Origin of the sequence: Roseovarius sp. Pro17 (assembly GCF_035599575.1) — a bacterium.
GTDB lineage: Bacteria > Pseudomonadota > Alphaproteobacteria > Rhodobacterales > Rhodobacteraceae > Roseovarius.
This window is the reverse complement of sequence record NZ_CP141179.1, coordinates 659329-683730: the sequence shown is the minus strand read 5'-3', so window position 1 is coordinate 683730 and position 24402 is coordinate 659329. Positions and strand designations below refer to the sequence as shown.

General features: G+C 58.1%; 22 protein-coding genes. 9 read left to right on the top strand and 13 right to left on the bottom strand.

Annotated elements, in window-relative coordinates:
- Nucleotides 1-56 precede the first annotated feature (56 nt).
- Nucleotides 57-806 carry a hypothetical protein gene (locus U3654_RS03335; RefSeq protein ID WP_324753944.1) on the top strand — a complete coding sequence of 250 codons (750 nt, stop codon included), beginning with the start codon at nucleotides 57-59 and terminating at the stop codon, nucleotides 804-806.
- 7 nt (nucleotides 807-813) lie between these two features.
- Here U3654_RS03335 and U3654_RS03330 read toward each other — a convergent pair whose 3' ends face one another.
- From U3654_RS03330 to U3654_RS03290, 9 genes are all read right to left on the bottom strand, one after another.
- Nucleotides 814-1797, bottom strand: a complete 984-nt coding sequence (locus U3654_RS03330; protein WP_324753943.1) for a glycosyltransferase family 2 protein — start codon at nucleotides 1795-1797, stop codon at nucleotides 814-816.
- 50 nt (nucleotides 1798-1847) lie between these two features.
- Nucleotides 1848-2735: a glycosyltransferase family 2 protein gene (locus U3654_RS03325; RefSeq protein ID WP_324753942.1), complete on the bottom strand. Its 888-nt coding sequence runs from the start codon at nucleotides 2733-2735 to the stop codon at nucleotides 1848-1850.
- Nucleotides 2736-2775: 40 nt separating this feature from the next.
- The gene (locus U3654_RS03320; RefSeq protein ID WP_324753941.1) at nucleotides 2776-4032 is read right to left on the bottom strand and encodes an O-antigen ligase family protein; all 1257 of its coding nucleotides are present in this window, start codon (nucleotides 4030-4032) and stop codon (nucleotides 2776-2778) included.
- Between the two features lie 96 nt (nucleotides 4033-4128).
- Nucleotides 4129-5070 (bottom strand): glycosyltransferase family 2 protein, encoded by a 942-nt coding sequence (locus U3654_RS03315; RefSeq protein ID WP_324753940.1) that lies wholly within the window; start codon nucleotides 5068-5070, stop codon nucleotides 4129-4131.
- Nucleotides 5067-6374 carry a hypothetical protein gene (locus tag U3654_RS03310; protein WP_324753939.1) on the bottom strand — a complete coding sequence of 436 codons (1308 nt, stop codon included), beginning with the start codon at nucleotides 6372-6374 and terminating at the stop codon, nucleotides 5067-5069. Before U3654_RS03310 ends, U3654_RS03315 begins: the two co-directional genes overlap by 4 nt.
- A gap of 60 nt (nucleotides 6375-6434) precedes the next feature.
- Nucleotides 6435-7619 carry a polysaccharide biosynthesis/export family protein gene (locus U3654_RS03305; protein ID WP_324753938.1) on the bottom strand — a complete coding sequence of 395 codons (1185 nt, stop codon included), beginning with the start codon at nucleotides 7617-7619 and terminating at the stop codon, nucleotides 6435-6437.
- Nucleotides 7620-7807: 188 nt separating this feature from the next.
- Nucleotides 7808-8533 carry a polysaccharide deacetylase family protein gene (locus U3654_RS03300; RefSeq protein WP_324753937.1) on the bottom strand — a complete coding sequence of 242 codons (726 nt, stop codon included), beginning with the start codon at nucleotides 8531-8533 and terminating at the stop codon, nucleotides 7808-7810.
- Nucleotides 8534-9008: 475 nt separating this feature from the next.
- A complete protein-coding gene (locus U3654_RS03295) occupies nucleotides 9009-9515 on the bottom strand; it encodes an isoprenylcysteine carboxyl methyltransferase family protein (protein ID WP_324753936.1) in 507 nt (168 codons plus the stop codon).
- A complete protein-coding gene (locus U3654_RS03290) occupies nucleotides 9515-10579 on the bottom strand; it encodes a type III polyketide synthase (RefSeq protein WP_324753935.1) in 1065 nt (354 codons plus the stop codon). Before U3654_RS03290 ends, U3654_RS03295 begins: the two co-directional genes overlap by 1 nt.
- 421 nt (nucleotides 10580-11000) lie before the next feature.
- On the opposite strand from U3654_RS03290, the gene phnD reads away from it, so the two are divergent.
- From phnD to U3654_RS03250, 8 genes are all read left to right on the top strand, one after another.
- Complete coding sequence (gene phnD / locus U3654_RS03285; protein ID WP_324753934.1) at nucleotides 11001-11984, top strand: phosphate/phosphite/phosphonate ABC transporter substrate-binding protein; 984 nt, start codon at nucleotides 11001-11003, stop codon at nucleotides 11982-11984.
- A 54-nt stretch (nucleotides 11985-12038) separates the two neighbouring features.
- Entirely contained in the window at nucleotides 12039-12815 is a 777-nt protein-coding gene (gene phnC, locus U3654_RS03280; RefSeq protein WP_324753933.1) for a phosphonate ABC transporter ATP-binding protein, read from the top strand.
- The gene (gene phnE, locus U3654_RS03275; RefSeq protein WP_324753932.1) at nucleotides 12812-13606 is read left to right on the top strand and encodes a phosphonate ABC transporter, permease protein PhnE; all 795 of its coding nucleotides are present in this window, start codon (nucleotides 12812-12814) and stop codon (nucleotides 13604-13606) included. The genes phnC and phnE (U3654_RS03275) overlap by 4 nt, the downstream gene beginning before the upstream one ends.
- Complete coding sequence (gene phnE, locus U3654_RS03270) at nucleotides 13603-14412, top strand: phosphonate ABC transporter, permease protein PhnE (RefSeq protein WP_324753931.1); 810 nt, start codon at nucleotides 13603-13605, stop codon at nucleotides 14410-14412. Before phnE (U3654_RS03275) ends, phnE (U3654_RS03270) begins: the two co-directional genes overlap by 4 nt.
- On the top strand, nucleotides 14409-15320 hold the full coding sequence (locus tag U3654_RS03265) for an HAD-IIA family hydrolase (RefSeq protein WP_324753930.1): 912 nt from the start codon (nucleotides 14409-14411) through the stop codon (nucleotides 15318-15320). Before phnE (U3654_RS03270) ends, U3654_RS03265 begins: the two co-directional genes overlap by 4 nt.
- Nucleotides 15321-15984: 664 nt before the next feature.
- Nucleotides 15985-17283: an efflux RND transporter periplasmic adaptor subunit gene (locus tag U3654_RS03260; protein WP_324753929.1), complete on the top strand. Its 1299-nt coding sequence runs from the start codon at nucleotides 15985-15987 to the stop codon at nucleotides 17281-17283.
- The gene (locus U3654_RS03255; protein WP_324753928.1) at nucleotides 17280-20411 is read left to right on the top strand and encodes an efflux RND transporter permease subunit; all 3132 of its coding nucleotides are present in this window, start codon (nucleotides 17280-17282) and stop codon (nucleotides 20409-20411) included. The genes U3654_RS03260 and U3654_RS03255 overlap by 4 nt, the downstream gene beginning before the upstream one ends.
- Complete coding sequence (locus U3654_RS03250; protein WP_324753927.1) at nucleotides 20408-20815, top strand: hypothetical protein; 408 nt, start codon at nucleotides 20408-20410, stop codon at nucleotides 20813-20815. Before U3654_RS03255 ends, U3654_RS03250 begins: the two co-directional genes overlap by 4 nt.
- A 42-nt stretch (nucleotides 20816-20857) precedes the next feature.
- Here U3654_RS03250 and U3654_RS03245 read toward each other — a convergent pair whose 3' ends face one another.
- The 4 genes from U3654_RS03245 to U3654_RS03230 form a co-directional block, all read right to left on the bottom strand.
- Complete coding sequence (locus U3654_RS03245) at nucleotides 20858-21313, bottom strand: group III truncated hemoglobin (RefSeq protein WP_324753926.1); 456 nt, start codon at nucleotides 21311-21313, stop codon at nucleotides 20858-20860.
- Nucleotides 21314-21422: 109 nt separating this feature from the next.
- The gene (locus U3654_RS03240) at nucleotides 21423-21911 is read right to left on the bottom strand and encodes a cytochrome c (protein ID WP_324753925.1); all 489 of its coding nucleotides are present in this window, start codon (nucleotides 21909-21911) and stop codon (nucleotides 21423-21425) included.
- A gap of 39 nt (nucleotides 21912-21950) precedes the next feature.
- Nucleotides 21951-22358 carry a hypothetical protein gene (locus tag U3654_RS03235; protein ID WP_324753924.1) on the bottom strand — a complete coding sequence of 136 codons (408 nt, stop codon included), beginning with the start codon at nucleotides 22356-22358 and terminating at the stop codon, nucleotides 21951-21953.
- A gap of 43 nt (nucleotides 22359-22401) precedes the next feature.
- Entirely contained in the window at nucleotides 22402-24231 is a 1830-nt protein-coding gene (locus tag U3654_RS03230; RefSeq protein WP_324753923.1) for a PHA/PHB synthase family protein, read from the bottom strand.
- Nucleotides 24232-24402 lie beyond the last annotated feature (171 nt).

The window sequence follows — 24402 nt, the reverse complement described above, 5'->3', positions numbered from 1 at the left end:
TTAACTCGACACAGAACAAGCGCCGTTTGCGGACCTACAGCCGTAGGTTTTTGGCGATGGCCAGTGGATCTCTGACGCATCCCTGCTTTTTCATGCATGTCCCGAAATGTGGTGGCACCAGTGTCGCAGAAGCACTGTATGCCACCGTCCCGATCAGCGAACGCGTTGGCGTTATTGATGCCAACGCGACGCGCCGTGCAACCGCAATAATTGAGGGCGGCAAAAACGAAAAACTGCTCTATCACGATGATCTGGCGACCGGAACGTCTGTGTTTGAGCTTCGTGAAAAGCTGCTTCTCATGCATATGGCGTGGGGCACACAATTGATCCACGGTCATGTGTTGTTCAGCGACATGGCTGATCGTCATTTCGGGTCAACGTATAAATACGTCACGCTCCTTCGTGATCCGGTGTCGCGGCTTGTGTCAAACTACAATGGTTCCGTCGCACATGGTCTGACGACTGTTCCATTCAAGGAATACTTGGAAACTGACATCGCGCGATACCATGCGCTGACGGCGCTAAGATATTTTTCAGGGCAGCACCTTATCCATCCCGGATCAGAGGGTGAGGCGGTCGAAGTTGCGCTTGACGTTGCCAAAAAATTCGCGGTGATCGGGTATCTGGACGATCTGGATAAATTCTGCGCCGATTTTGGAGAGGTTTTCGGGCGAAAACCACGCATTTTCCACTACAACAAGCGCAGCGAAGGCGCCTATCGCCCTGATGACTCAGAACTGGCGCGCTGCCGCCAGCTTCTGGAGCCTGAAATTCGGTTCTGGGACACGCTTAGATCCCGCGATTGACAGGCAATCAGTCACGGCGGCCCAGCATTTCGCGAACGAACCCGGCGGCCCAGCCAAGATGGATGATTGCCAGCGCGGGACCAGACCACAAGCCGCATAGTTCCTTGTGTTTCGCAGCCATCCAGATGCTGGAGAAGGCAAGCAGCAAACCATAGGCGCCCGGCCAAACCCAAAAGACGGGACTTAACAGGCCCAGCGGGATCGTCAGGCAGAGCAGGATCAGATTTACCACAGGTAGCATTTGCCGCGCGCGCGGCATGATCCGATGCTTTAGCACCGTTCGCGCGCGCCCACGTCCATAGCGAAAATATTGCCGCAAAAGCGCCATCGGCGAGGATCGCATGAAGTATTTTATGCGAATATCGGCGGCCAGCCATATCTTTCCACCGGCTTGCGTCAGCCGGTGATCGTATTCAGCATCCTCATTGACGGCGAAGGTGGGATCATAACCGCCGACCTTGCGAAAGCAGTCTATCCGCATGCCCGCATGGTGGCCGTGATCGACATATCGCGACGTGGTCCCCCCGCGATGCGCCGAGCCGCCTGACCCCAATTTCGTGTCCACGATCCAAGCGGCGCCTTTTGCAAAGCAGGTGCCCGCCACTGCGTCCATCACAGTGGTCACCGATGCCACGTCTTTGGCTCGAAGCGCCTCGACTACGTCGACGACATAATTCGCGGGATAAACCGAATGGGCGTCGCACCTCACCAGATACTTGTGGTGGTCCAACGCATGCTTTTCGACCGCGAGGTTCACCGCCGCTGCCTGCAACCTGTCTGGATTGTGCAGCAAGGTCACGTTGTCAAAATCCTGCGCAATCCTTTCGACGATGGAGCAGGTCCGATCCGTGCTGCCGCCGTCCGCGACGATCAGCGCGGCCCCCCGCATGGCCAGATCATCCCCCAGCAATGATTGGAGGCAGCGCGCGATGTGCTGCTCTTCGTTCAGGGTGGGAACGACGATCAGTATATCGCTGTTTGCACGCTCCATCAAAAGCACCTTTGGCATAGCCAACCGTCAAAAACATTCATCCGATCGTCTCAGCCATAGCTTTCCCGCTCTGCGATGTTGAGGCATCCGGCGACAACGCCCGAATGGAATACCCCCCGAAGATACCAGTATCGCCATTTGGTGGGATTCCACAGAAACAGGACCGCGGCAACAAAGGAAAATGCAGCCTTCAATATTGCCCTCAATGCCAGCACAGTGCGTTCGCCCAGCCCTACAACCGAGACGACATAGGTCTGCCCAACACGAAAGCGACGGCGCGCCAGCCAACCGAAGCTTTGGCGTTCCGGTGTGACCGGTTCGCGAACAATTGCGTCCTGTGCAATCTCGAACTGCGCGCCGAGTCGTCCAAGCCGATAGAAGAACTCGGTATCCTCGCCGCCGGTTTTACCTCGCGCGACATCAAATCTTTCGTCCTGCCACGGCGTGCCTTGCCATCGCAGCAGCACATTGCCCGCGCCGCCCGTCTCAACAGCGTTGTTGCTACGTTGCGGTCCGGGTGCGTGCAAATTCAGCTCGCGCATCCATTGCGGGGCATCGGGGGCAAAGATCGATTTGGTGACACCGAATATCCCGTCTACCCCGGTGTCCATTTGCCGACTGACGAGTTCGGTCAGCCAATCATTGTCGGCAATTTCATCATCGTCGATAAACGCGATCCAGGGGCCGTCAGCCGCATCCAGACACGCGTTACGCGCGATAGAGATATTGCGTCCCGCCGCGTGAATGATCCGCATCGGGTGCCGTGAATGATCAGCCAGATCCTGTATATGCGGCGCCGCCGTCGGCTCATCATCATTGTCGACGACTGTGATCCGCACCTCAAATCCGTCCGGCACATCGGCGTCAAGCACGCTTTGAACCGCGTCGCGCAACTGACGCCGGCGAAACGTGCAGATCAGGACATCAATACGTTCCATGCGGCCTCCGGTTCTTCTTATCTTGCAGTGATCGCTGCGATCAGCGCACTCTGAAGGCCCACTGGTATTTCCCCCGCTCGACGGTTGCAAACACGAAGGTGAGCGTTGCGGCGATGTGAAAGAATTCATGTTCGGCAAATAGAACGTTGTCCACAAAACTCAGCAACAATGCCGATACGATGATCGCCAGCCAGAACGCGGACTGGACGCTGCAGCTTTCAATGAACCAGCGCCCAGCCTTTAGCATGGTCCAGTAATAGACAAACACCAGCAGGATGACGCTGATCACCCCCGTTGTCGCGAGCGCCTCGATATAAGTATTGTGGAACCCTTTCAGCCGTGGGTCCACAGTCGCATGAAGAAAGCCCCATTCCACTGCAAACGCGGGGTTTTCCCAAAAGGCGGCATAGCCGACGCCAAGCACTGGGTGATCCTCGGCAACTTGAATTCCCAGATCCCAGATATCTGTCCTGCCGGTCAGGGTCGGGCTTTTGCCCAGCAGATCGAGGCCAAATGCAACGATATCAAATTCGGCGATCCATAAGATCAGCAGCCACGTGCCGAAAAGCGCAACCAGCAGCAAAAACAACGACAGCCGTGCCGCTGCTGTCCACCTGACAAACACACCCTGAAAGACGATCAGCGACGAGCACGACAACAGCACCATCGCCGAAATGGATTGCGTCATAAGCAAAAGCGGGATGACCGCCAGCGCCAGCAGAAATGCCACAATCCTGTGCCCCCAGAGTGCGCCCTGTGCGCACAGCGAAAGAACGAACAGCGTCAGTGCGACGCCTGCGACGGTTTTTTGTACGAAAATGCCGACAAATGCGCCGTTGCTTTCGAATGCTGGCTGCAACGGTGGTAAAACGAATGCGGCGACGGACAACGCGCATCCCAGCGTCGTGCCTAGGAAGAGGCACCAGATCGCCTGTCTGGCAGTCAGTGCTGTTGCAATCCGTATGGCCAGTAACGTGCTGAACGCGAATTGGAAGCCGGTTCGAAACGTCCCAGCGGGGTCTGCGGACCATGTCATTGAGATCAGCGCGATTGCCGGCAGCAGCAGCAAGGGCCAGAATTTCAACCATAGTGAGGCTGTTTTTACTGGCGTCAGCAAGAACCATGAAAACCCAACCAGATAGACCAGCGCCCAAGACGCCGGCATGGCCGGTCCGAACTTCACCATGCCGCCCATCGAGAGAAACACGACCAAAAATAGCAGAGGTGCTGCGATATGGGATTCGCGGACCAGCATGTTCCTCAGAACCGGATGGCGAGCTGTCTGAGACGCTACCATGGGGCCGGTCCAGTCGCGCTGAAATGTGTCACCGATTCATCTACGCGACTCCTCAGCGCCTCGGCGCGAAAGCTCTCACCAAGAGGGGCCATGCGATTAGGTCTGAGCGCGTGCATATTCGTCTGCTCTGAAACCGAAAAAGCCCATCGCGACACCCGAACCGCGGGCCATCAATGCCAGCCCGTCGGCCAAACCGCGCTTGCCCCGGTAAAGCGCTGTAAGCAGCACCCCGAAACCCAGCACCTCCATCGCGATCGCGCGCAGCATGCATTTACCAAAGGCCACGTATCTTGGTTCGCGCAGTATGAATGTGTTGGCCCGCGTCACCCCATAGCGAAACTGCCGTCGCAACACCCATCGCCATGTCAGCCGGCTGTGCGGTTGCTTTTCATAAACAATTGCTTGCGCGGCAAACGCGCCGCGTCCGCCCGCGCGGACAATGTCCTGAAAAAACACCGTATCCGATCCACCCGCGAACCGCAGCCGTGCATCAAAGCGAACGCCTGAAGCGCGTAAAAACGCCAGATCAATCAGAACATTGTTCGTCCAGCTTTCGTGGCGGGCTGCACCATCAGGAAATGTTTCCTGCCGAAAGAATGCCGTGTCCAGCCACCAGCGATTTTCTGCGTTGGGCACCGTCATGACGCACGGCCCCTGAACGAAATGCGCGCCGGTCATTGTCTGAACGCGCAGATGCTCATCCAGAAGATCCGGATCGACTGTTTCATCGTCGTCGACGAACAATAGAAAATCCGAGTCTCCACATTCGTCAAGCACACGGTTACGGGCCTGCGGTATCCCCGGACTGGGTTCGTGAACATATCTGCAGGGCCATGTCAGCGTTTCGGCTATCGCCGCAACAGTGTCCTGCGCGCTCGGCGTGACATCATTGTCCACAACCAGAAATTCAATCTCAGCCTGCGAGGCGTTATTCAGGTCTGCAAAGGACAATAGCAGTTTGCGCAGATCGTCCTGCCTGCGAAAGGTGCAGGCGCCAATCGTGACACGGGTACCCGGTCCTGTATCTGGTCTGGTCACTTGGGTGCCCCTTTCACAAGGTCGATCATTGTATCCACAAAGGTGATGCCCATGCCCTCATGCTTGCGGGTCAGATAGGCCAACCCGGCTGACCAGAAGACCCAGCACATCGCAACAGCCCAAGCGGCCCCGCGCAATCCGAATGCGGCGCCAGACATACTTACCGCGATCATCATCACAAACAGCGCAGCAATCGCCGCATACATCAGCGCCCGTTGCTGCCCCGACAGCGCAAGGTATTGCCCAGAGGGGCCAAAAAACGCCAGCGCCAGCGGCTCTAGCATCAGGATCAGCAATATGTCGGCGTTGTCGCGGAATTCCTCGCCGAAGATGCCCAGGAGGTCACTACCAAACAATGCGAGCAGGCAAAAGCACACAAGGCTCGGCCACACCTTCATGTGATTGGAGACATTGATCAGATGGCGCAGCGCAAGGCGATCATCGCGCACGACTAAATCCGCCATTTTCGGTGCCACGCTCATGTTGATTGATGCGACACCGAATTTCGCAAAGTTGACCAATGCCGTTGCGATGGCCAGCACGGCAATATCCTCGGCCGGTACGGTCCAGGAGGCAAAGATAAGAGTTAGGTCCCGCGAATACTGCACAAACAGTAGTGTCGGGGCCAATGCCAGACCGTACCGGACCCATTTGGGCCATTCCGACACATCATGACCCTCGCCGGATATGCCATCCGCGATGCCACGGTTCCAAAGAAACTGGATACCGGCAGCCAGAATATTGCCAACCAAAAACACGATGATGACCGTCAATGCCGTCGGCTGGCCAACACCCCAGATATAGAGCATCAGCGCCACCAGCAAAAACATCTGCCGAATAAACGTGGCGGGCGCCAAGGAGCGGATAACCTTGCCAAACGCCATCGCCTTAGCCGCACCGACGCGCAAAACGCCGGTGACGCACGCCGTGATCAGCGCGACCGCGAGGGCAATATCAAATGGACGTCCAAGGACTTCTGCCCGAAGCCACAGGAAAACGACCGCACCGACGCTTATCGCGAGGCCGGCTACGGCGACAAGCTGCCAGCTGAAATGGAAAAAGCCGCGCGCGCGGTCGGACCTGTCGTCCTTGCGGTAGGTCGCGACATATCTCACCGCGCCGGATTCAATCCCCAAAGAGACGAAAATACCCGACAGGACAGCCGTCGACATCAGGACCATCGCGCGGCCCATCTCGGCGGTGTCCATGTAGCGCGCCATCAGCAGGCTGACCAAGAAGGCAGACAACGCGCCGCTGATGCGCAGACCGATCAGCGTGACCGGTGTCGCGTATAGGCGAAACAATTCTATCGTCTTTCCTCCACGGATGGATGCGCGACCCAACGCTGCCCTGCGACAGGCGCGTTACCTTGCAATCGATATGATGTCACCGGGTGCAACAAAGGCATCCAGTTCGATATCGGTGCCCACGACAAGCGTGTCGCCATCGCGAAAAACTGAAATGTCCATCTCGGGCACCCCCGGTTGCGGCGCCAGACCAGACAACGCTGCGCCGGACAACAACAGGCTCGTTTGCAGGCTGGTCCGGGCAATCAGAAGATCCGCGGCCGTAGTCGCAAGTTCCGCTGCAATTTCGCGATTGAAATCGTTTTCGAGTTCCTCGGTTTGCCGGCGCAAATTTTGCACGGCTTGTTCGACAGTCAACTTGTCTATGCGGTTTTCAAGATTGTCAGCTTTGGAAATCTCAAGCAAACGCATCGAGTTTTCCAGATCATTCCGCCGCACCATTCCGCGCTCTTCGAGACCCATCAGGCGTTCCACGCTGGCAGAATTCTCTTCCTGAACCTGCTCGCCTGCGGTGACCAGATCTGCATAAAGCTCAAGCAGCACGTCCTTGTCTGCAATCTCATCCAGCATGGTAAGGCGTCGCAACTCATACTTTTCCAGCTCCGCGCGGGCGCGGCCTCTTTCAGCCTCCAGAAGTTGCTGGAACGCATCTGGCGTGGTTACGCCCTGTTCAAGAGGGGGGAATGGCAGATCGGCATCTCGCGCTACGAGAGCCTCCAGACGCCACCGCCTTGCCTGCAGGACGGCGACGTTGATCGCCCGGATCTGTGTTTCGCCATCATTCTGTGCGAGCAAATTGGCGCCCGCATCAATTGTTCCTGCAATTCTGATCCCACCAGATCGGACAATCGCTGCGCGTATCGACATTCCGTGCTGAAATTCAACCTGCCCCGGAATGCCAACCAATCCATCCAGAAAAATCGGGCGGAACTGGGCAACCTCAACGAATGGGCGAAATCCGGCCAGATCCACCTGACGGGTAATCTCATCGCTACCGATAGTCGTATAGCTTACAGAAAGCAGCCTACGGGCCAGTTCTGCCTCGATCTCATCGGTTGTCTGCTCTGTCGTTTGAATTGATCCGACAAGCGGGAAATTTACCGTGCCGTCGCGCGTTACAACGGCTTCTGACTGCAATTCCGGCAGACCGATAATCCGCATGCGCAGAGTGTCCCCGGGCATGACCCGATAATCGCTGGCATTCACTGATCCCGATGCCCAGACCAGCAGTGCCGCAAGCAAAAGGCGGCACATAGCAAGCGAATAGCTTTGCGACACAGAACAATCACAAAATGTGCGGATTTTTTGAGCAATTCTTAGCATTGAGTCTCGCATTCACCCAGAAACCCGTAAAGGAAAGAGGTCTCCTGACCATACCAGACCGCTGCATGCATTATGCTAAAAAATTGACCCATCGAAGACAGCATCCTCTATTCCATCGCCAAATAACTGATCGCTTCAGATACCGTTTTGATCGGGATATCAAAGTCATTTGTCATCTTGAGCAACTCTTTCAACATGTTCGGAGTTGTATCATACGGACCCGGATCATCCGTTACCTTGTGGGTATAGAACAGCAACCAGCCACCATTTTTATGCACGTCCTCGATCTGGGCTTTGTACACCGCATAGTTCCAATGCTTTGCGTATAAAGGGATAGAGCACAAAAGTGCCTTATCCAGCTTTTTCCGCATGACAATTGGTTTAATGCCGCGGCAGGTATCAAACTTCTCTGCACATAACGCTTTAGCTTTTGGGCTAACTGCACCAAAAGGAAACGCGAAGTGTCGCGGTTGGGGCAGGCCGTTATCTTGGAAAAATCCCGCATTTCTCTCAATGTCCGTCCGTAGAACGTCAAGTGGATATTTTCGATAATCCAAGTGGGAATAGCCATGACAACAAATTTCATGGCCTGCCTCGTTTAGCTGGTAAAGATCATCAACCGAGTAGTCACTGAGGGCGTCCGAATTTGCGAATTTACCCGCAATGTAATATGTTGAACGACCTCCTGCATCCTCTGTCAGTGATGCACCCAACTGGCAAGCAGATCTAGGTGCGTCGTCAAAGCTGATTGAGACTGTGGGTTTGTCCTGCGCAATTATTAACGGCCTACTCGCAACCAAGGTGGCTGCAATAAGATTTAATCGGTCCCTCATACAAAACTCACTCCCTCACATATGGAATGATGTAGCCGATCAGCCAGTAATGTGGAAGATGAGAGCATCGTGATGTCACGACCTCAATAGCAATGTGGCGGGACTGCCGCATTGAGGGGCTTGTGACAGAGATGCTGATTTTGACCCACATGAAAATGGGCGCGGTCATGCGCAGCGATCCGTTCAAAATGCATCGGTATCCAAGAAACGTCATCCTTACTGCCGTTCCGCTGGTATTGTCGGTGTCCCCTCTCCTACGCCGACGTCCGAAACCTGCTCTCGGAGCGAGAGATTGATATAGCTCGGTCAACATTTAACCGCTGGGTCCAAAAGTTCGGCCCCGATATCGCCAGACGTGCATACAATTACACAAACTCGCGCGGCCTAGATTGGCAGTTGGTTGAGGCCTATGTCCGGATTGGTGGAAGGTGCCGATTGATATCGGAGCGACAAGAGGACGCTCAGACGTAACTGGCTAGCGCAACACTCCCCTCCTGAGCGATGCGAGCGCCCTGCCCTCGACACCGATCCGCACCCACAGCATCGCGGCGTTAAGGACGGTAAAGGCGACCGCGACCCAGATCAGCCCCAGCACCATCGGCGCGACGACGATCTCGGCCACGACCAGCGTGTAGTTGGGATGTCTGACGTATCTGAACGGGCCGCGCGTGACGAGAGGCTCTGGCAGGATGATAATGCGCGTTGTCCAGCGACCGCCCAACGTCATGAGGATCCACACGCGCAAGATCTGCAATACGGCGAATACGGCCAACCAGCCCCAAGATACCGTTTGATCATAGCCGAAAATGAACAAACACCCGATCCAGAGGCTGTGCATCGCCACGATCACTGGATAATGCGCCGCACCCACCTCATACGCGCCCCTTGCCAACAGGCGCGCCGTGTTGATCCGGGCGATAACCAACTCGCCCAACCTTTGAACAAGGATGAACCCAAGAAAGAGGACTGTCGCCAGCTCCATCAGGCGGCCCGTTTTGATACGTGAAACGGCAGATATGACCCGGTAAAGCCCGGTCCCAGTGCGCAGGCCATCATCTGGCCCGTCATGTCGGATTCAAGCACCGATTTCATGACAAAAAGGGCCGTCGGGGCCGACATGTTTCCGGTATCGCGCAAGGTCTGGCGCTCTGCATCCAGACTGCCCTGCTCCAGATGCAGCGCACCTTCGATCGCCTCGACGACCTTGGCCCCGCCCGGATGGCACACGTATCGATCTATCTGCCCATGATTGAGGCCCGCAGCCTTCAACGCGTCATCGGTAGCCTGCGCGAATTCACTGCTGACGAATGTCGGGATGGACCGATCGAACACGACGCCCAGACCAACATCATCCACGTCCCAGCCCATGATTTTCAACGTATCGGGCCACAACTTCTGGTATCCGCTCCCCAGCTCAACCAAAGCATCACCACCGGGTTTTTCCGTGCTGATACAGGCCGCTGCCGCGCCATCGCCAAAAAGCACAGCCGCGATGATGTCGGCCTTTTGCAGACGGTCCGCGCGAAACGACAGCGAACAGGTCTCGATCACGACCAGCAGCACCTTTGAAGCAGCGTCGCCGCGTGCCAGCGCGCTGGCGATCGACAGCCCGCTAACCCCGCCCGCGCAGCCCAACCCAAAGACGGGGACACGCATGACGTCGTCGCGAAATCCCACATCTCCGAACACCTGCGCTTCCAGCGTCGGTGTCGCGATCCCGGTCGACGATACCGTAACGACGCAATCGACATCTTGGGCGGCCCATCCGGCACCCAGCAAAGCGTCGTTGGCCGATTGGATAAAGAGAGCTTTCGCACCCGTCATGTAGGCCTCGTTGCGGTCCTTCCAGCCATGTTCCCGAGAGAACCAATCAATCGGGACGACCGAATAGCGTTGGTCGATCCCTGACGTCTTGAAGGTCTTGGACAGACGCTCAAACTGCGGATACTTGTCGCTGAAAATGATGGCGGCGCGCGCCTCGACCTCGGATTGTTGAAGGCAATATGGAGGCAGAGCTGTCGAAAGGCCGTGCAGATAGACGGACATATCAGATCCCTTTGGATACAAGGTCTGAACCGTTCTGCGGCCATCCCCGATTGCGAGGTAGGTCAAGTTGCTGTACTGGCAACCAGCCAGCCCGCGTTAGTCGATCAGCCCGTGGCATGCGATTTGCTAGCGTCGACGGAAGTGGCCGGAAACATTGTAAAATATGTTGAGCCAAGACTGATTATCGCAAAAAAGTGAGGCCAATGGCCTGGCAGAAGCCGTTTGAAACGCGTTGCGTTCCGGCAGTCCATCGCGTCGTAGCCCGATTAGGCTCGCATAGGAATGCGGTCTCCTTCAACGTGATCACAGCCTCGCTGCCGCAGGGATTACGTAAGAAATGTTGCAAAGCGCAGATATTGGTGGTGGTATCCCCCACAAGATCTCCGCAATTTAATTGCGCAACACACCTGGGAGGAACAACATGCTCACGGATAAGATTTTCGGTGCCGGTCTTCTGACGGCTTTGGCCCTGACTGCCAGCAGCGCCATCGCGCAGGATGACTGCGCAGATCGCGGCACGCTGGACGCGATGTATTGCGACGCAGATGGCGATCTTGTCGCCGATGCGCCGACGGACCCCAGCAAATTGCAGGACCCGTCCACACTGGTCTTTGCCTATACGCCAGTCGAAGATCCCGCGATCTACGAAGATATCTGGAACCCCTTCATCGAGCACCTCAAAGAGGTGACCGGCAAGGACGTTCAGTTCTTTGCCGTTCAGTCCAACTCGGCCGAGGTCGAGGCGATGCGTTCGGGACGCTTGCATATCGCGGGCTTTTCTACCGGGCCGACGCCCTACGCCGTGAACCTCGCCGGGGTTGAGCCGTTTGCAATCATGGGCAGCGATGATGGCCAGTTTGGCTATAAATTGCAGGTCTACACGCAGGCCGACAGCGACATTCAGGAAATGGCGGACCTTGCAGGCAAGCGCGTCGCGCACACCTCACCGACCTCCAACTCGGGCAACCTGGCACCGCGCGCATTGTTCCCCGATCTGGGCGTCGTGCCGGATGAGGACTATGAGGTCAGCTATTCGGGCAGCCATGACCAGTCGATGCTGGGCGTGGTCGCAGGCGACTATGACGCCGCCCCCGTGGCGTCCGAAGTGGTGGACCGCATGGCCGAACGTGGTCTTTATGACCCCGCAGACGTGCGCATCGTCTGGGAAAGCGACCCGTTCCCGACGACGTCCTACGGCCTGGCGCATGACCTCGCGCCCGAGCTGAAGGACAAGATCAAGGAAGCCTTCTTTAGCTTTGATTTCACGGGCACCGCGCTGGGTGAGGAATTCACAGGCGTCAGCAAGTTCATCCCGATCACCTACAAGGATCAATGGGCCGTCATCCGCCAGATCCAGAAGGCCAATGGTGTTGAATACACGCCACAGGGTCTTGCCGCTGAATGACACTACCACGTCGGGGCCGGCCCGTTCGGTCGGCCCCACAAAGAAAGCGGTTTCATGCTGAAAATCACTGACCTCGTCAAACGCTACGGCACTGGCGATCCGGTCCTGAAGAACCTCGATCTGACCATCGAAGGCGAAAGCGTCGTGTCGATTATCGGCTCGTCCGGTGCGGGCAAAAGCACGCTTTTGCGCTGCATCAATCGACTGGTTGAACCGACGTCGGGCTCCATCGTGCTGAACGGAACCGAGCTGACCACCCTACGCGGTAAAAACCTGCGCGCGGCGCGGCGCAAGATCGGTATGGTGTTTCAGGGTTTCAACCTTGTCGACCGCCTGACAGTGATGGAGAATGTCCAGTCCGGGCGGCTGGGCTATATTTCGACCTGGGCGGCGATTTCGCGCCGTTATCCCAAGGCCGACATCCGCCGCGCGTTCGAGCTGATGGAGCGGGTCGGCATCGCGCATTACGCCAACACCCGCGCTGACCAGCTATCAGGCGGTGAACGTCAGCGCGTCGGCGTCGTGCGTGCGCTGATGCAAGACCCCGAGATCCTGCTGGCGGATGAGCCTACTGCGTCGCTTGACCCCAAGACCTCCGAGCAGATCATGGGCCTTCTGCGCGACCTCGCCGGAGAGCTAAAGCTGCCCGTGCTCATCAACATCCACAATGTGACCGAGGCCAAGGAATACACCGACCGTATCGTTGGCATGCGTTATGGCCGCATTATTTTCGACGACAAGCCGGCGAAACTCGATCAGGAAGAGATGGACAAGATCTATGCTGGCAACCCCCACGCTGACCGCAACGAAGACGTGGCCGCCGCGTCATGAGTATGCCGCGTGACACATGGTCGAAACCGCCCTTTATCGCCAACCGATGGCTGCGGTGGGCTGTCTACGTGGGCGTGATTGCCTATTTTGGCTGGGTCGGCCTGACCATGCCCATCGACTGGGATCGCGTCGCCGCCGGTATCGAACGCGCCGGGCGCATCTTTGGTGGGGCCTTCCCACCCAGCTTCGAGCGCAGCGGCCTGTTGATCGACGGGTTCTTGGAAAGCCTCAAGATCGCCATTCTGGCCACTGCTGGGGGCGTGCTGCTGTCGATACCCATCGCCTTCATGGCCGCGCGCAATGTCGTCCCCCTGCCCGTCTTTTACCTCGGACGCGCAATCATCATAATTGCGCGCAGCTTCCATCCCGTGATCGTCGCGATCGTCTTCGTCAAGGCGGTCGGTTTTGGCCCCTTTGCCGGGGTGCTGACGCTGATCATCTATTCTATCGGCTTTGTGGCCAAGATGCTGGCCGAGCGGATAGAAGAGATCGACTTTGGTCAGGTCGAGGCGCTGCGCGCAGCCGGTGCGCCGTACCTCTCGACGTTATTCTACGCGATTTTTCCACAGATCATGCCGCGCCAGATCGGGCTGACCATCTATCAACTCGACTCAAACCTCCGTGCTTCTGCCGTGGTGGGGATCGTCGGCGCCGGGGGCATCGGCGCGACCCTTGCCAACGCATTCGGGCGCTATGACTATGATTTCGCGCTTGCCATCACCATCGTCATCGTGGCCGTGATCCTGCTCTCCGAGGCGGTCAGCGGCATCATTCGGAAGCGCATTCAATGACCTCTATCCGCGAACAGTTCGGCCGCGATGACTGGACACGGTTCACGCCGAAACAAAAGCTCACGCGCTGGGGCATCCTTTTGGGCTGCGCACTAGCAATCGTCTGGGCGCTTTCCTCGATCAGGGTGGTCTGGGCGTGGGTCTGGGGTGCACCGGAACAGATCGGCGACCTTTTCGGGCGGATGTATCCGCCGGACCCCACGAACCTCGCAACGATCCTCAAGGTGTTGTGGGACACGGTAAACATCGCGACCTTCGCCACTGCATTCGCCGTGCTGCTGTCCCTGCCCGTCGCCTATATATCGGCGCAAAACACGACGCCGAACCGCGCGACACTGTGGCTGGGACGGCTGATCCTCGTGACGTCGCGGTCGGTGAACACGATCATCTGGGCGCTGCTTTTCGTCGCCATCTTTGGCCCCGGCATCGTCGCAGGCATCGTCGCGATCATGTTCCGCTCAGTCGGTTTCATCGGCAAGCTGCTGGGCGAAGCCATTGAAGAGATCGACACGCGCCCGGTCGAGGCATTGGAAGCCACCGGCGCGTCGCGCTTCAAGGTGATCGTCTACGCCATCATCCCCCAGGTCATGCCGACCTTCTGGGCGGTCACTATCCTGCGCTGGGACATCAACCTGCGCGAATCCACCGTGCTGGGCCTTGTTGGCGCGGGCGGTATCGGCATCATCCTGCAAGGGGCCATCGACACCTTCAATTGGCCCGAGGTCGCGACCATCCTGCTCGCCATCATCGCGCTGGTGATCGCTGGCGAAGTCGTCTCGGCCTTTCTGAGGCGCCGCATTCTGTGAGCAATTTCCAAGCCGTCGATCCCGCCGAGGCATTCGAGGCGTATCTAAGGCTGCACCATCGCCTACCCGCTGCGACTGGCGGTGGGCAGGTACTCCAGGCTGATTTCGCCGATATTACCGCGGCCTTCGATCTGATCCTGTTCGACGCTTACGGCGTCCTCAACGTCGGTGAAACGGCCATTCCCGGTGCCGCTGATACCATCGCCGCGCTGCGGTCCTTGGGCAAGACCGTCGCCGTCGTCTCCAACTCTGCTGCCTATCCGAAAAGCCAGATGATGACCCGCTATGCCAAGCTTGGGTTCGACTTCGCCCCCACCGAAGTTGTGACAAGCCGCGAGGCCCTCTTACGTCGAATCGAACATGAACCGCCGCGTCTTTGGGGCCTCATGCTCAATATGCACTCAGACCCCGGAGAGATTGCAGCGCTCGACACCGTCATCCTGACCGACGACCCACAAGATTACGACAGGGCCGAAGGATTTCTGCTGATCGGCTCCGACGGCTGGACCGAAACCCGGCAAACGCTGCTTGAGGCCGCAATACGCCGCCGACCAAGGCCGGTGTTTGTCGGCAACCCCGATCTGGTCGCCCCGCGCGAAACCGGACTGTCGCGGGAACCCGGCTGGTTCGCGCACAGCCTCGCGGATGCAACCGGGATCGACCCAGTCTTCTTGGGCAAACCTTTTCCCGACATCTTCGACCATGCGCTGTCACGGTTCAGGCACCCTCCCGTTGCGGGGCGTGTGCTTATGGTCGGGGACACGTTACATACCGACATCCTCGGCGGAAATCAGGCCGGTTTTGCGACGGCCCTCGTTACGGCGCACGGCTCGCTCGCCGGTCTTGATGTGACCGCTGCGATCCGGCGTTCGGCGATAGCGCCCGACTTTATCGTGGAGTCGATCTGAGCCGACATCACGCTCAGTTTGCGCGCCGTATCTTGAAAAAGACACAACGTGCGCCAGCAGCTTGATCGGAGCACAAAACTGCAACCTCTGCAGCATCGCGAAACAACTCAACGGCTGGCGGAGACTGAGGTTGCGCCGAAGCGCCTGACCCGGCTCTCCGAGAAGCGCGTACAGTTGGTGCACACCGAAGGCGGAAGGCTGCAAATCGGATCTGCGCTCCGTGCTGAACATGGGACTCTGTGAATTCGACAGTACGCCAAGCTGGGGCCTTCTATTGTGCTGGCAATTGCCGGTGGGGCGCAGGCAAAGGTTGCGCTGTATTGTTCGGTGCTGGATCGGCCCGATGGGTCGAGACGATGTTTCAGCTAACGGGTTAAAGCAGGAATTCAGTATTTCCGTGCCCATGACACAAATCCCACCTGTTCTGTGGGTAGTAATTGCAATTCTGATTCTCTATGATAGTAATTACTTGCTATCTTTTGATGGGTGATCCAGATGGACATCACACTAAAATTACATCCCGAGCGTCAGACCGACACCTCGTCTGGCATCCGATGTCGTTGTGGCGGCATTCTGACGCAATCAGTGCGCTCCAAGTCGGCATTATCCAACAGGGGCTATTTTGGCACATGGCTTGGCAAGAACAAGGAGACGGCAGTTGAGAATGAGACGGGGAATAGGTCTGCTACTGCCTGTCGCGCTCGGTGTCGGTGTTGCGGCATGGCTCATTTCGACGGCCGAGCCGCCTGCCCGACTAGATGAACATGAGCGCAGCGTCGTTGCACGCACGATCACGGCCAAAGTAACCCCGGTTCGCGCGGTTGTTCGCGGGTATGGCAATGTTCGCGCCGCACGAAGCTGGGAGGCGATCTCGGAAATATCCGGGACAATCATTTGGCGCAATCCGGAACTGGACACCGGCAATGTGCTTCGCGCGGGATCCGAGGCCCTAAAGATTGACCCGACAGCCTATGAATTGGCGGTCGCAGAGGCTGAGGCCGACCTCGCAGCGCTAGAGGCAGATATCGCTCAACTCGACACCGACGAGGCCAACACTGGTCGTTTGCTGGCGCTGGAACAATCCCGGTTGGATTTGACCGAAACCGAACTGACGCGCATTCGAAATCTGGTCGAGCGTGACGTGGCTTCGCAGTCAGCGGTAGACGGGCAGGAACGCGCGACATTGCAGGTTCGTCGTGGCGTGGCCGAGTTGCAGAATGCATTGGGGCTAATTCCCAGTCGACGCAATCGGCTAGACGCGCAGATGGCGCGCACCGCCGCAGTTCTGAATCGTGCACGACGTGACCTTGCAAAGACTCATATCGTTGTTCCGTTCGACCTGCGCGTCGGCTCGGTTCATGTCGAGCGGCATCAATATGTCGTGGCGGGTCAACCGCTGGTGACGGCGGACGATATCCGCCAAGCCGAGATCACTGCGCAAATTCCAGTGATGGCGTTCCGACGATTGCTTGGTGATGCCAACCGAAACACACCCTTGAAACCTGAGGCCTTGCCCATGAGTTTCGCAGAGATATCCGCCGAAGTGAGGCTTGTTTCAGACCCTACCCAAACTTGGCCGGGGCGACTTGTGCGCGTGGAAAGCGCACTGGACCCGCAAGCCCGCTCGGTGCCAGCGGTTGTCACCGTGGATGATCCCTATGCCAACGCCAACCCGCCATTACGCCTGCCGCTCGTGCCGAACATGTATGTCGAGCTTGTGCTCAGAGGCCCGGTGATTTCCGAAAGCGTGACAATTCCGGAGAGCGCGGTGCACGAAGGTGACCTTGTCTATCTGCGCGACAGCAAGGGCCGTCTAGAGCTTCGCCAGGTTTCGGTCGCTTGGCGACAAAATGGACAAGCCATTATCGCAAGTGGTGTCGAGCCCGGCGAAGAAGTCATTCTCGACGATCTGATGCCTGCAATCCCCGGCATCAATGTGATCCAAACGGGGCTGGGCGAATGATCCGCTGGTTCGCTGCACATCCCACTGCTGCGAATCTATTGCTTGTTTTGATCCTTGCCGCAGGCGTGATGGCGGCACCAACACTCAAGCGCGAGACCTTTCCCGACTTCAGGCCGGTGGAGGCGGAAATCAGCGTGGAATATCGCGGTGCCGCCGCCGAAGAGGTCGAGGACGCGATATGTCGGCGCGTGTGGGATGCACTCGAAAGCGTCGAAAACCTCGAAGAGCTTAGTTGCACGGCACAGAACAGCATTGCCCGTGCCATCGCAACAATGGGACCCGAAGGCGACAGCGCCCGTTTCGTCAATGATCTGCGCACCGAGATCACCGCCGTCGATGATTTTCCTCCGGGTGCCGATCCGGCCATCGTGCGGGAACTGCACCGTACCGACCCTGTCACTTCGGTTGCCGTAGCGGGCGATCTGCCGCCCGCGCAGCTGGAACGGTATGCTGCGGAGTTGCAGGACAAATTGTCGGCCCTGCCCGGCGTCGCAAAAGTGGTGATTTCGGGGTTCGGAACTCGGCAATTCCGCATCACGGTTCCACGTGCCGTGATGGAACAGCACGGGCTGACAGTCTCAGACCTTGCCACTCAAATCGACGCGCAGAGCGTTGATCGCCCTCTCGGCAGTCTGGAAACCGAGGACCGCGAAATCAGCCTGCGATTCACCGACGAGCGGCGCAGCGTAGCCGGATTAGCCAGATTGGTGGTGCTGTCCAAGCCGAACGGCGCCGAACTGTCGCTGGGGCAGATTGCAACCATCACCGAAAGCTACACACCTCAGGAGGAACGTGCGTTCCTTGACGGTCAGCGTGCCGCTTTTCTGCAGGTGGACAAGGCGCTTGGTGCTGACGCGCTGAAGGTGTTCGATCATGTCGAGGATCTGGTGCAAGCCGAACGCGCGGGGTTACCGGATACGCTGCGGCTGGAAATCGTAAAGGACATGACCAGCATCGTGCGTGACCGTCTGGTCATGCTGGTGCAAAACGGCGCGATTGGCTTGGTTCTGGTTGTCGGGGTGATGAGCCTTTTCTTTAGACCCGGTTTTGCGATCTGGGCGGCGATGGGCCTGCCCGTGGCCTTTTTGGGGGCATTTGCGGCGATGGCCTTGCAAGGCCTGTCGTTGAACATGATGACGCTTGTGGCCCTATTGATGGCGATCGGCATCGTGATGGACGATTCCATCGTTATCGCCGACTCGATTGCCGAGGCCGCGGCCCGCGGCGCATCGCGCCTTGATGCCGCGGTACAAGGCACGCTTGCCGTCATGCCGGGGGTTTTGTCCTCTTTTGCCACGACGATCGCGGTTTTCGCCCCACTCGCTTTTCTGGCCGGAGAGTTGGGCGCTGTGTTGGAAGTCGTGCCGCTGGTATTAATCGCGGCGCTGGCTGCCAGTCTGGCCGAGGCGTTCTGGGTTCTGCCCCACCATTTGAGCCACGGGTTAAAAAGCGCGGACAAACCGCCCTCGCGGTTTCGCGCCAGTTTTGACCGCCGGTTCGAGGGGTTCCGAGAAAAGCGGGTCGGTGCCATGGTCGATATTGCGATCCGGCATCGCTATCTGGTCACTGGCGCCACTATTGCGGCGCTTATTGTAACCGTGGGGCTGATGGGCGGCGGTTATCTCAAACGCGAGGCCATCCCTGCCATTGATGGTGACGTTCTTGAGGCGCGCATTCTGATGTCGCAAGGCACGCCACTGACCCGCACCAGCGAGGTCGCGGACCGAGTGATTGCTGCACTCACCCGAGTCGATGGCGCTTACACGCCAGATCAGCCGGACGGCGCTGCGCTTGTGAAAAGCGTGCAATTGCGCTTCAACCAGAATGCCACTGCGGGCGAGTCTGGCCCCCATGTCGCCACTATCAGCGCCGACCTTCTGGGTGCCGAAACCCGCACCGTGACGCTGGACGAAATCGTGACGCTGTGGCGCAAGGAGATCGGCGAAGTGCCGGGGGCGTTGGCGATTTTGTTGACCGAACCCAGCATCGGCCCACAGGGCATCGCCATCGAAATCCGTCTGTCCGGCCCGGATCTGGACATGCTGGCCGGGGCCGCCAATGCGCTTTTGACTGAGGCCGAGACGTATGCCGGCGTCTTCAATGCCATCCACGATCTGCGCCCCGGAAAGCCCGAGCTGCGTCTGCGTCTTGCAGAAGGTGCCACGTCGCTGGGGCTGACCGCGCGCTACGTTGCAGATCAAATTGGGGCCGCCTTTCTGGGGCGGGTTATCACAACAGTACAGAGTGGCGACATAAGCCACGAGGTTGAGTTGGAGCAATCCACTGAGGATCGGGATTCCCGCGACGATCTGAGTGACTTTACGATCGCCCTACCCAATGGCAAAGGGGTGCCGCTTTCAACTGTGGCGCGTCTGGACGAGGCGCGCGGCTGGTCCAGCATTACCCATGTGAACGGCAAGCGCACGGTGACTGTCCAAGCGGATGTCGACACACGTATCGGCAACGCCGATGCAATCGTCGCCGAATTGAACACGACATTCCTGCCGCAAATGGCGGCCAGCATACCCGGCCTCAGCTTCGAGATCGGCGGGCAGAGCGCGAATTCGGCAGAAACCGTCGCCTCGATCCTGCGCGGCTTCCTGATCGGGCTCGTGGGAATCTATGTCGTGCTGTCATTCCAGTTCCGCAGTTACGTGGAACCGATGATCGTGATGTTCTCCATTCCGCTGGCCTTTATCGGGGTCATTCTGGGCCACCTGATCATGGGCTATAACATCTCGATGCCATCGCTGATCGGCGCCGCATCGCTGGCCGGGATCGTGGTCAACAACGCCATCCTGCTAGTACAGGTCATCAAGCGGCACGCAGGCGAGGGAATGGACGTGGCCCGCGCCGCAGGTCAGGCCAGCCGCGAGCGGTTTCGCCCCATCCTGATGTCGGTTTCCACCACAATAATGGGCCTTGCCCCGCTGTTGCTGGAAACCAGCACTCAGGCCCAGACCCTGAAACCGCTGGTGATCTCGGTCGTATTCGGCCTGTTTTCTTCAACCATCCTCGTGCTTGTCGTGCTGCCCGCCTTCTACGCGATCTTGGGCGATCTGAGGTTGGCACGCGTAGGCAGTGCCGCACCACCCGACAAGAAGCAAAAGCAAGGCGCATCCCCATGATCCACCACACATCAAGTTTGACTGTGCGTCTGACATCCGTGTCCCGCGTGTTGCAATGCCTGAAAGTCACGGTTCTGGCGATCGCGATCCTGACGGCATTCTGCGTAAAATCTGAGGCACAGGAATTGCTTACGGCAGACCAGATATCGACGCAGATCATCGGCCACAGGTTTCAGGGCAAAAAGGGGATCATGTCCGTCACGCTGCATTATGCCGAGGACGGGTCCATGACGATGCAAACGCCGATCGGCTCCGGTAGGGGGACTTGGAGATTGTCGGACAACCAGCTTTGCGTGACGCTAACGTCGGGTCCACGCAAAGGGTCTGAATGTCTGACGTTCATCCGTAATCCCGACGGGCGTTATCAAGGCTCCAACGGGGTCCGGTTAACCTTGATACAGTGACTGGCGCGATACCGGTCGCGGGGAAATTCTGTGCAGGGACCGCTAGCCTACCGTCGTCTCATCGCGTTTTCCAAAGAGCTCAGTTTCCAGATAGTCGGCCACGCGCTCGGCTCGGACCATAAGATAGTTAGCTGCAGCCACAGTCGGAGCCGTCTCATCTAGAGTGGCGCGAAACAACGCAAGCCAGTGGTCAAAATCCTCCCGCTGGAGACCCTCAAGCTGGCGGTGAACCTTGACCAAATCGCCAACATACTCGTCCGTTTCCAGCGTGTTGGATAGCCAGAATGTGATCATATGCGCGACTTGCCGAGCCCTGTGTCCTTCGTCTTCAGCCGCGTAAAACCGGCCAAGCTGCTTGTCCGCGCGCACACGCGCGACGAAAAAATGGATCATCCGCAACAGATACGCCTCATCGATGCCGATGATCGCCGCCGCCTCGCGCCGCTGCGCAAGCGTGCGTTGGCGACATTCCTTTTCGGAATTGAGTGGACTAGACATGGCGCGTCTCCCTCGCGTCAATCGGGGGGCCGCACGGACCTTATCCCGTACCGGGGTACAACGCCGGACTTGGGGTCCGGGTTCCATCGGTGGCGGTCGCGCGGCAGTTTTACTCAGCAAGCTGCGTAAATCGATCCGTCGCATAAAGCGCATGGCAAGCCGAACAGGCCTGTATCATCTCGCCGAATTTTTGATGTTGTGCAGGCCTGTCACCTTCGCGCGCAGCCTCTGCCAACTCGGCTGAGAGCGCGTGAAAGGCGCGGTCCCGCGTCACGAACTCCTCGGGTACCGCCGCCATCAAATCCTGCTTGTCCTCAGGCGTCATGGATTGTTGCAGAATGAAACTGTCATGAATTTGCTGCGCCAGTTTTGCGACGTTCTCATCATCTCCGGCAATGAGGTAGGACATTATCTGATGGCTGGCATCCTCGACCGACAGCATTTCCTTGCGCAGCAGTTCCCGCAGCTTAGGCGTCAGGTCGGGTGAAACCGGTTTGACCTCCTGCGCCGAAACCCATCCGCCAGTTGTGGCAAATGCCGCCGCCAAGGCGAACGTCGCGGCCCGGCCCCCCCAGGTCTTTTGCGTGATTTCCGTCATATCAAGTTTCCTTTTCGTGGTTACTTTGGTCTGATTTAGTCAGTGCTCGGATACCGGGTTTGATCTGGCTGGCTCGCGAAGCGCGACTGCTACAATGACGCCCCAGACGACGGTGCGCAGGCTCATCGCCCCAACAGTGCGCATCTCATAGGCGCCGCCTAACAGCACATGGACCCCAAAGGCGACCGTGACCAATATCGTGGCAAAAAGGATCGCAACTGAGAGTAGCACCGCCCAGGATCGTCGTCCGAACAGGCCGACACCTGCCGCGACATAGGCGAAACCCGCGAGGAAGTTGAACCACAACACAAAAGGAACAGCATCGCCAACTGCCGCGCGCGCCTCGGCAGTGCCAAACAGTGCGCGCCCACCGGAAAATAGCGTCAGCAAGCCGAACAGAACCGCTATAATCGCCGCAATCACGACGCTCCATCTTCTGTTGTCCATGGGTCAAATTCCTTTTCACGAACGACGGGTGCATGCCGCCTGGTTATTGCTGAAACACGTAGGTTCCGGGCGCGTCCACGATGGCAGGATGGGCGGAATTGGGATCGCCCATGTCAGGCAGAGCGGTCGGTTCGCCGGACCGTTCGCCCAGCCAACTCGCCCATACCCCCCACCACGATCCGTCTCGCTCGGGGGTTTCCTGCATCCATGTCTCGGGATCAATCTGACGCTCTGTCGCGCCCTTGACCCGGATCCGGAAGGTACGCCCTGGATGGCCCGGCTCAGACACAATCCCGGCATTGTGCCCACCGCTGGTCAGCGCAAAGGTCACGTCGGTATCGCTCAGCACGTCAATCTTGAAAACCGACTGCCACGGGGCGACGTGATCCCTGACCGTGCCCAGCGCAAAAATCGGCACCCGTATGTCAGAGATGTGAACCGGGCGGCCATCGACTTCAAACCGTCCTTCGGCCAGATCATTGTTCAGATATAGCTTGCGCAGATATTCCGAATGCATCCGGTAAGGCATCCTTGTGGCATCCGCGTTCCAAGCCATCAGATCGAACATCGGCTCGCGCTCGCCCATCAGATAATCGCGGGTCATCCGTGACCAGATCATGTCATTGGAGCGCAGCATCTGGAACGCACCCGCCATCTGGGTTGTGTCCAGATAGCCCTGCCGCCACATGACGCCGTCGAGAAACGCAAGCTGGCTCTCGTTGATGAACAGCCCCAACTCGCCCGGCTCTGTGAAATCGACCTGACTAGCTAGCAGCGTAAGCGAGGCCAGCCGGTCGTCGCCATCCCGCGCCATTGCCGCCGCTGCAATGGATAGCAGCGTCCCGCCCAAACAGTATCCCACCGCTTGAACCTTTCGCCCGGGAAGGATGGCTGCGATCACCTGCAGTGCGTCCATGATACCATGGCGGCGGTAGTCGTCCATCGTCAGGTCACGGTCCTCTGCATTGGGATTTTTCCATGAAATCATAAAGACGGTGTAGCCCTGCTCGACGAGGTAGCGCACCATGGAATTCTGCTGCGACAGGTCGAGTATGTAGTATTTCATGATCCAAGCTGGGACGATCAGGATCGGCTCTGGTCGGACTGTGTCCGTGAGTGGTTTGTACTGAATGAGCTCAATCAAATGATTGCGATAGACGACCGCTCCCTTCGTCGCTGCGACGTCCCGGCCCGGCTGATAGAAATCGGCGCCATCTGGCGCCGCTCCGGCCGCAGTATTCTGAATATCTTGCAGGTAATTCTGCGCTCCCCTGATTAGGTTCAGACCGCTTTCTTTGCGGGTCCTCGTCAGAACCTCGGGGTTGGTCCATGGAAAATTGGAGGGCGAAAACGCGTCGAGGATTTGACGCGTCAGGAACTGCAATTCGCGTTCATGTTGTGCGGTCACACCGGGCACGCCGGTGACGACATTGTGCCACCATTGCTGCTGCTGCAGGAAACCTTGATGAATCACATTAAACGGTTTCGTTTTCCAACCGTCCGCGCGAAAGCGCCGGTCTTGTGGCAACGGCTCGATGCAGGGCTCGGCGGGCTCGGCACTGCCCGCACATTCGATTGCATAGCGGATGTGTCGGCGCACTTGTTCGTTGGCCTTTTCGACCAATTGCAACTGCTTGCCCGGCGCCGCTGTTATATGTGTCGCCCAGTCGAACCAAGCGCCCATCAGGGCGGCTGGCGACAATCCATGCGTGAAGCGGGACAGCCAGACTTGGGTGCCGTGATTGAGAGCCTCATAAATGTCTGAAGTGGTACGCGCTTCTTGTGCGATGCCCGATGCCTGTACATCTGTGTCAGCACCTATCGCGCTCACCACCTTGTCACCCAGATCTATCGCCCCATCAGACGTGGCCATGCTCATTTCCTGTTTAGCTCTCGACGTGGTCTTGTCTGCATGGGGCGCCGTTTGAAACTCACTCACCGTCCCAATGAAGTCCTTACTTTTTCGGTCCATGACGTCCCCCTTGGATCCGCTGGCTAGATCGGCGCGAGCCTGAACTTTCGGAGTTGCCAGAGGCGTTCGAAT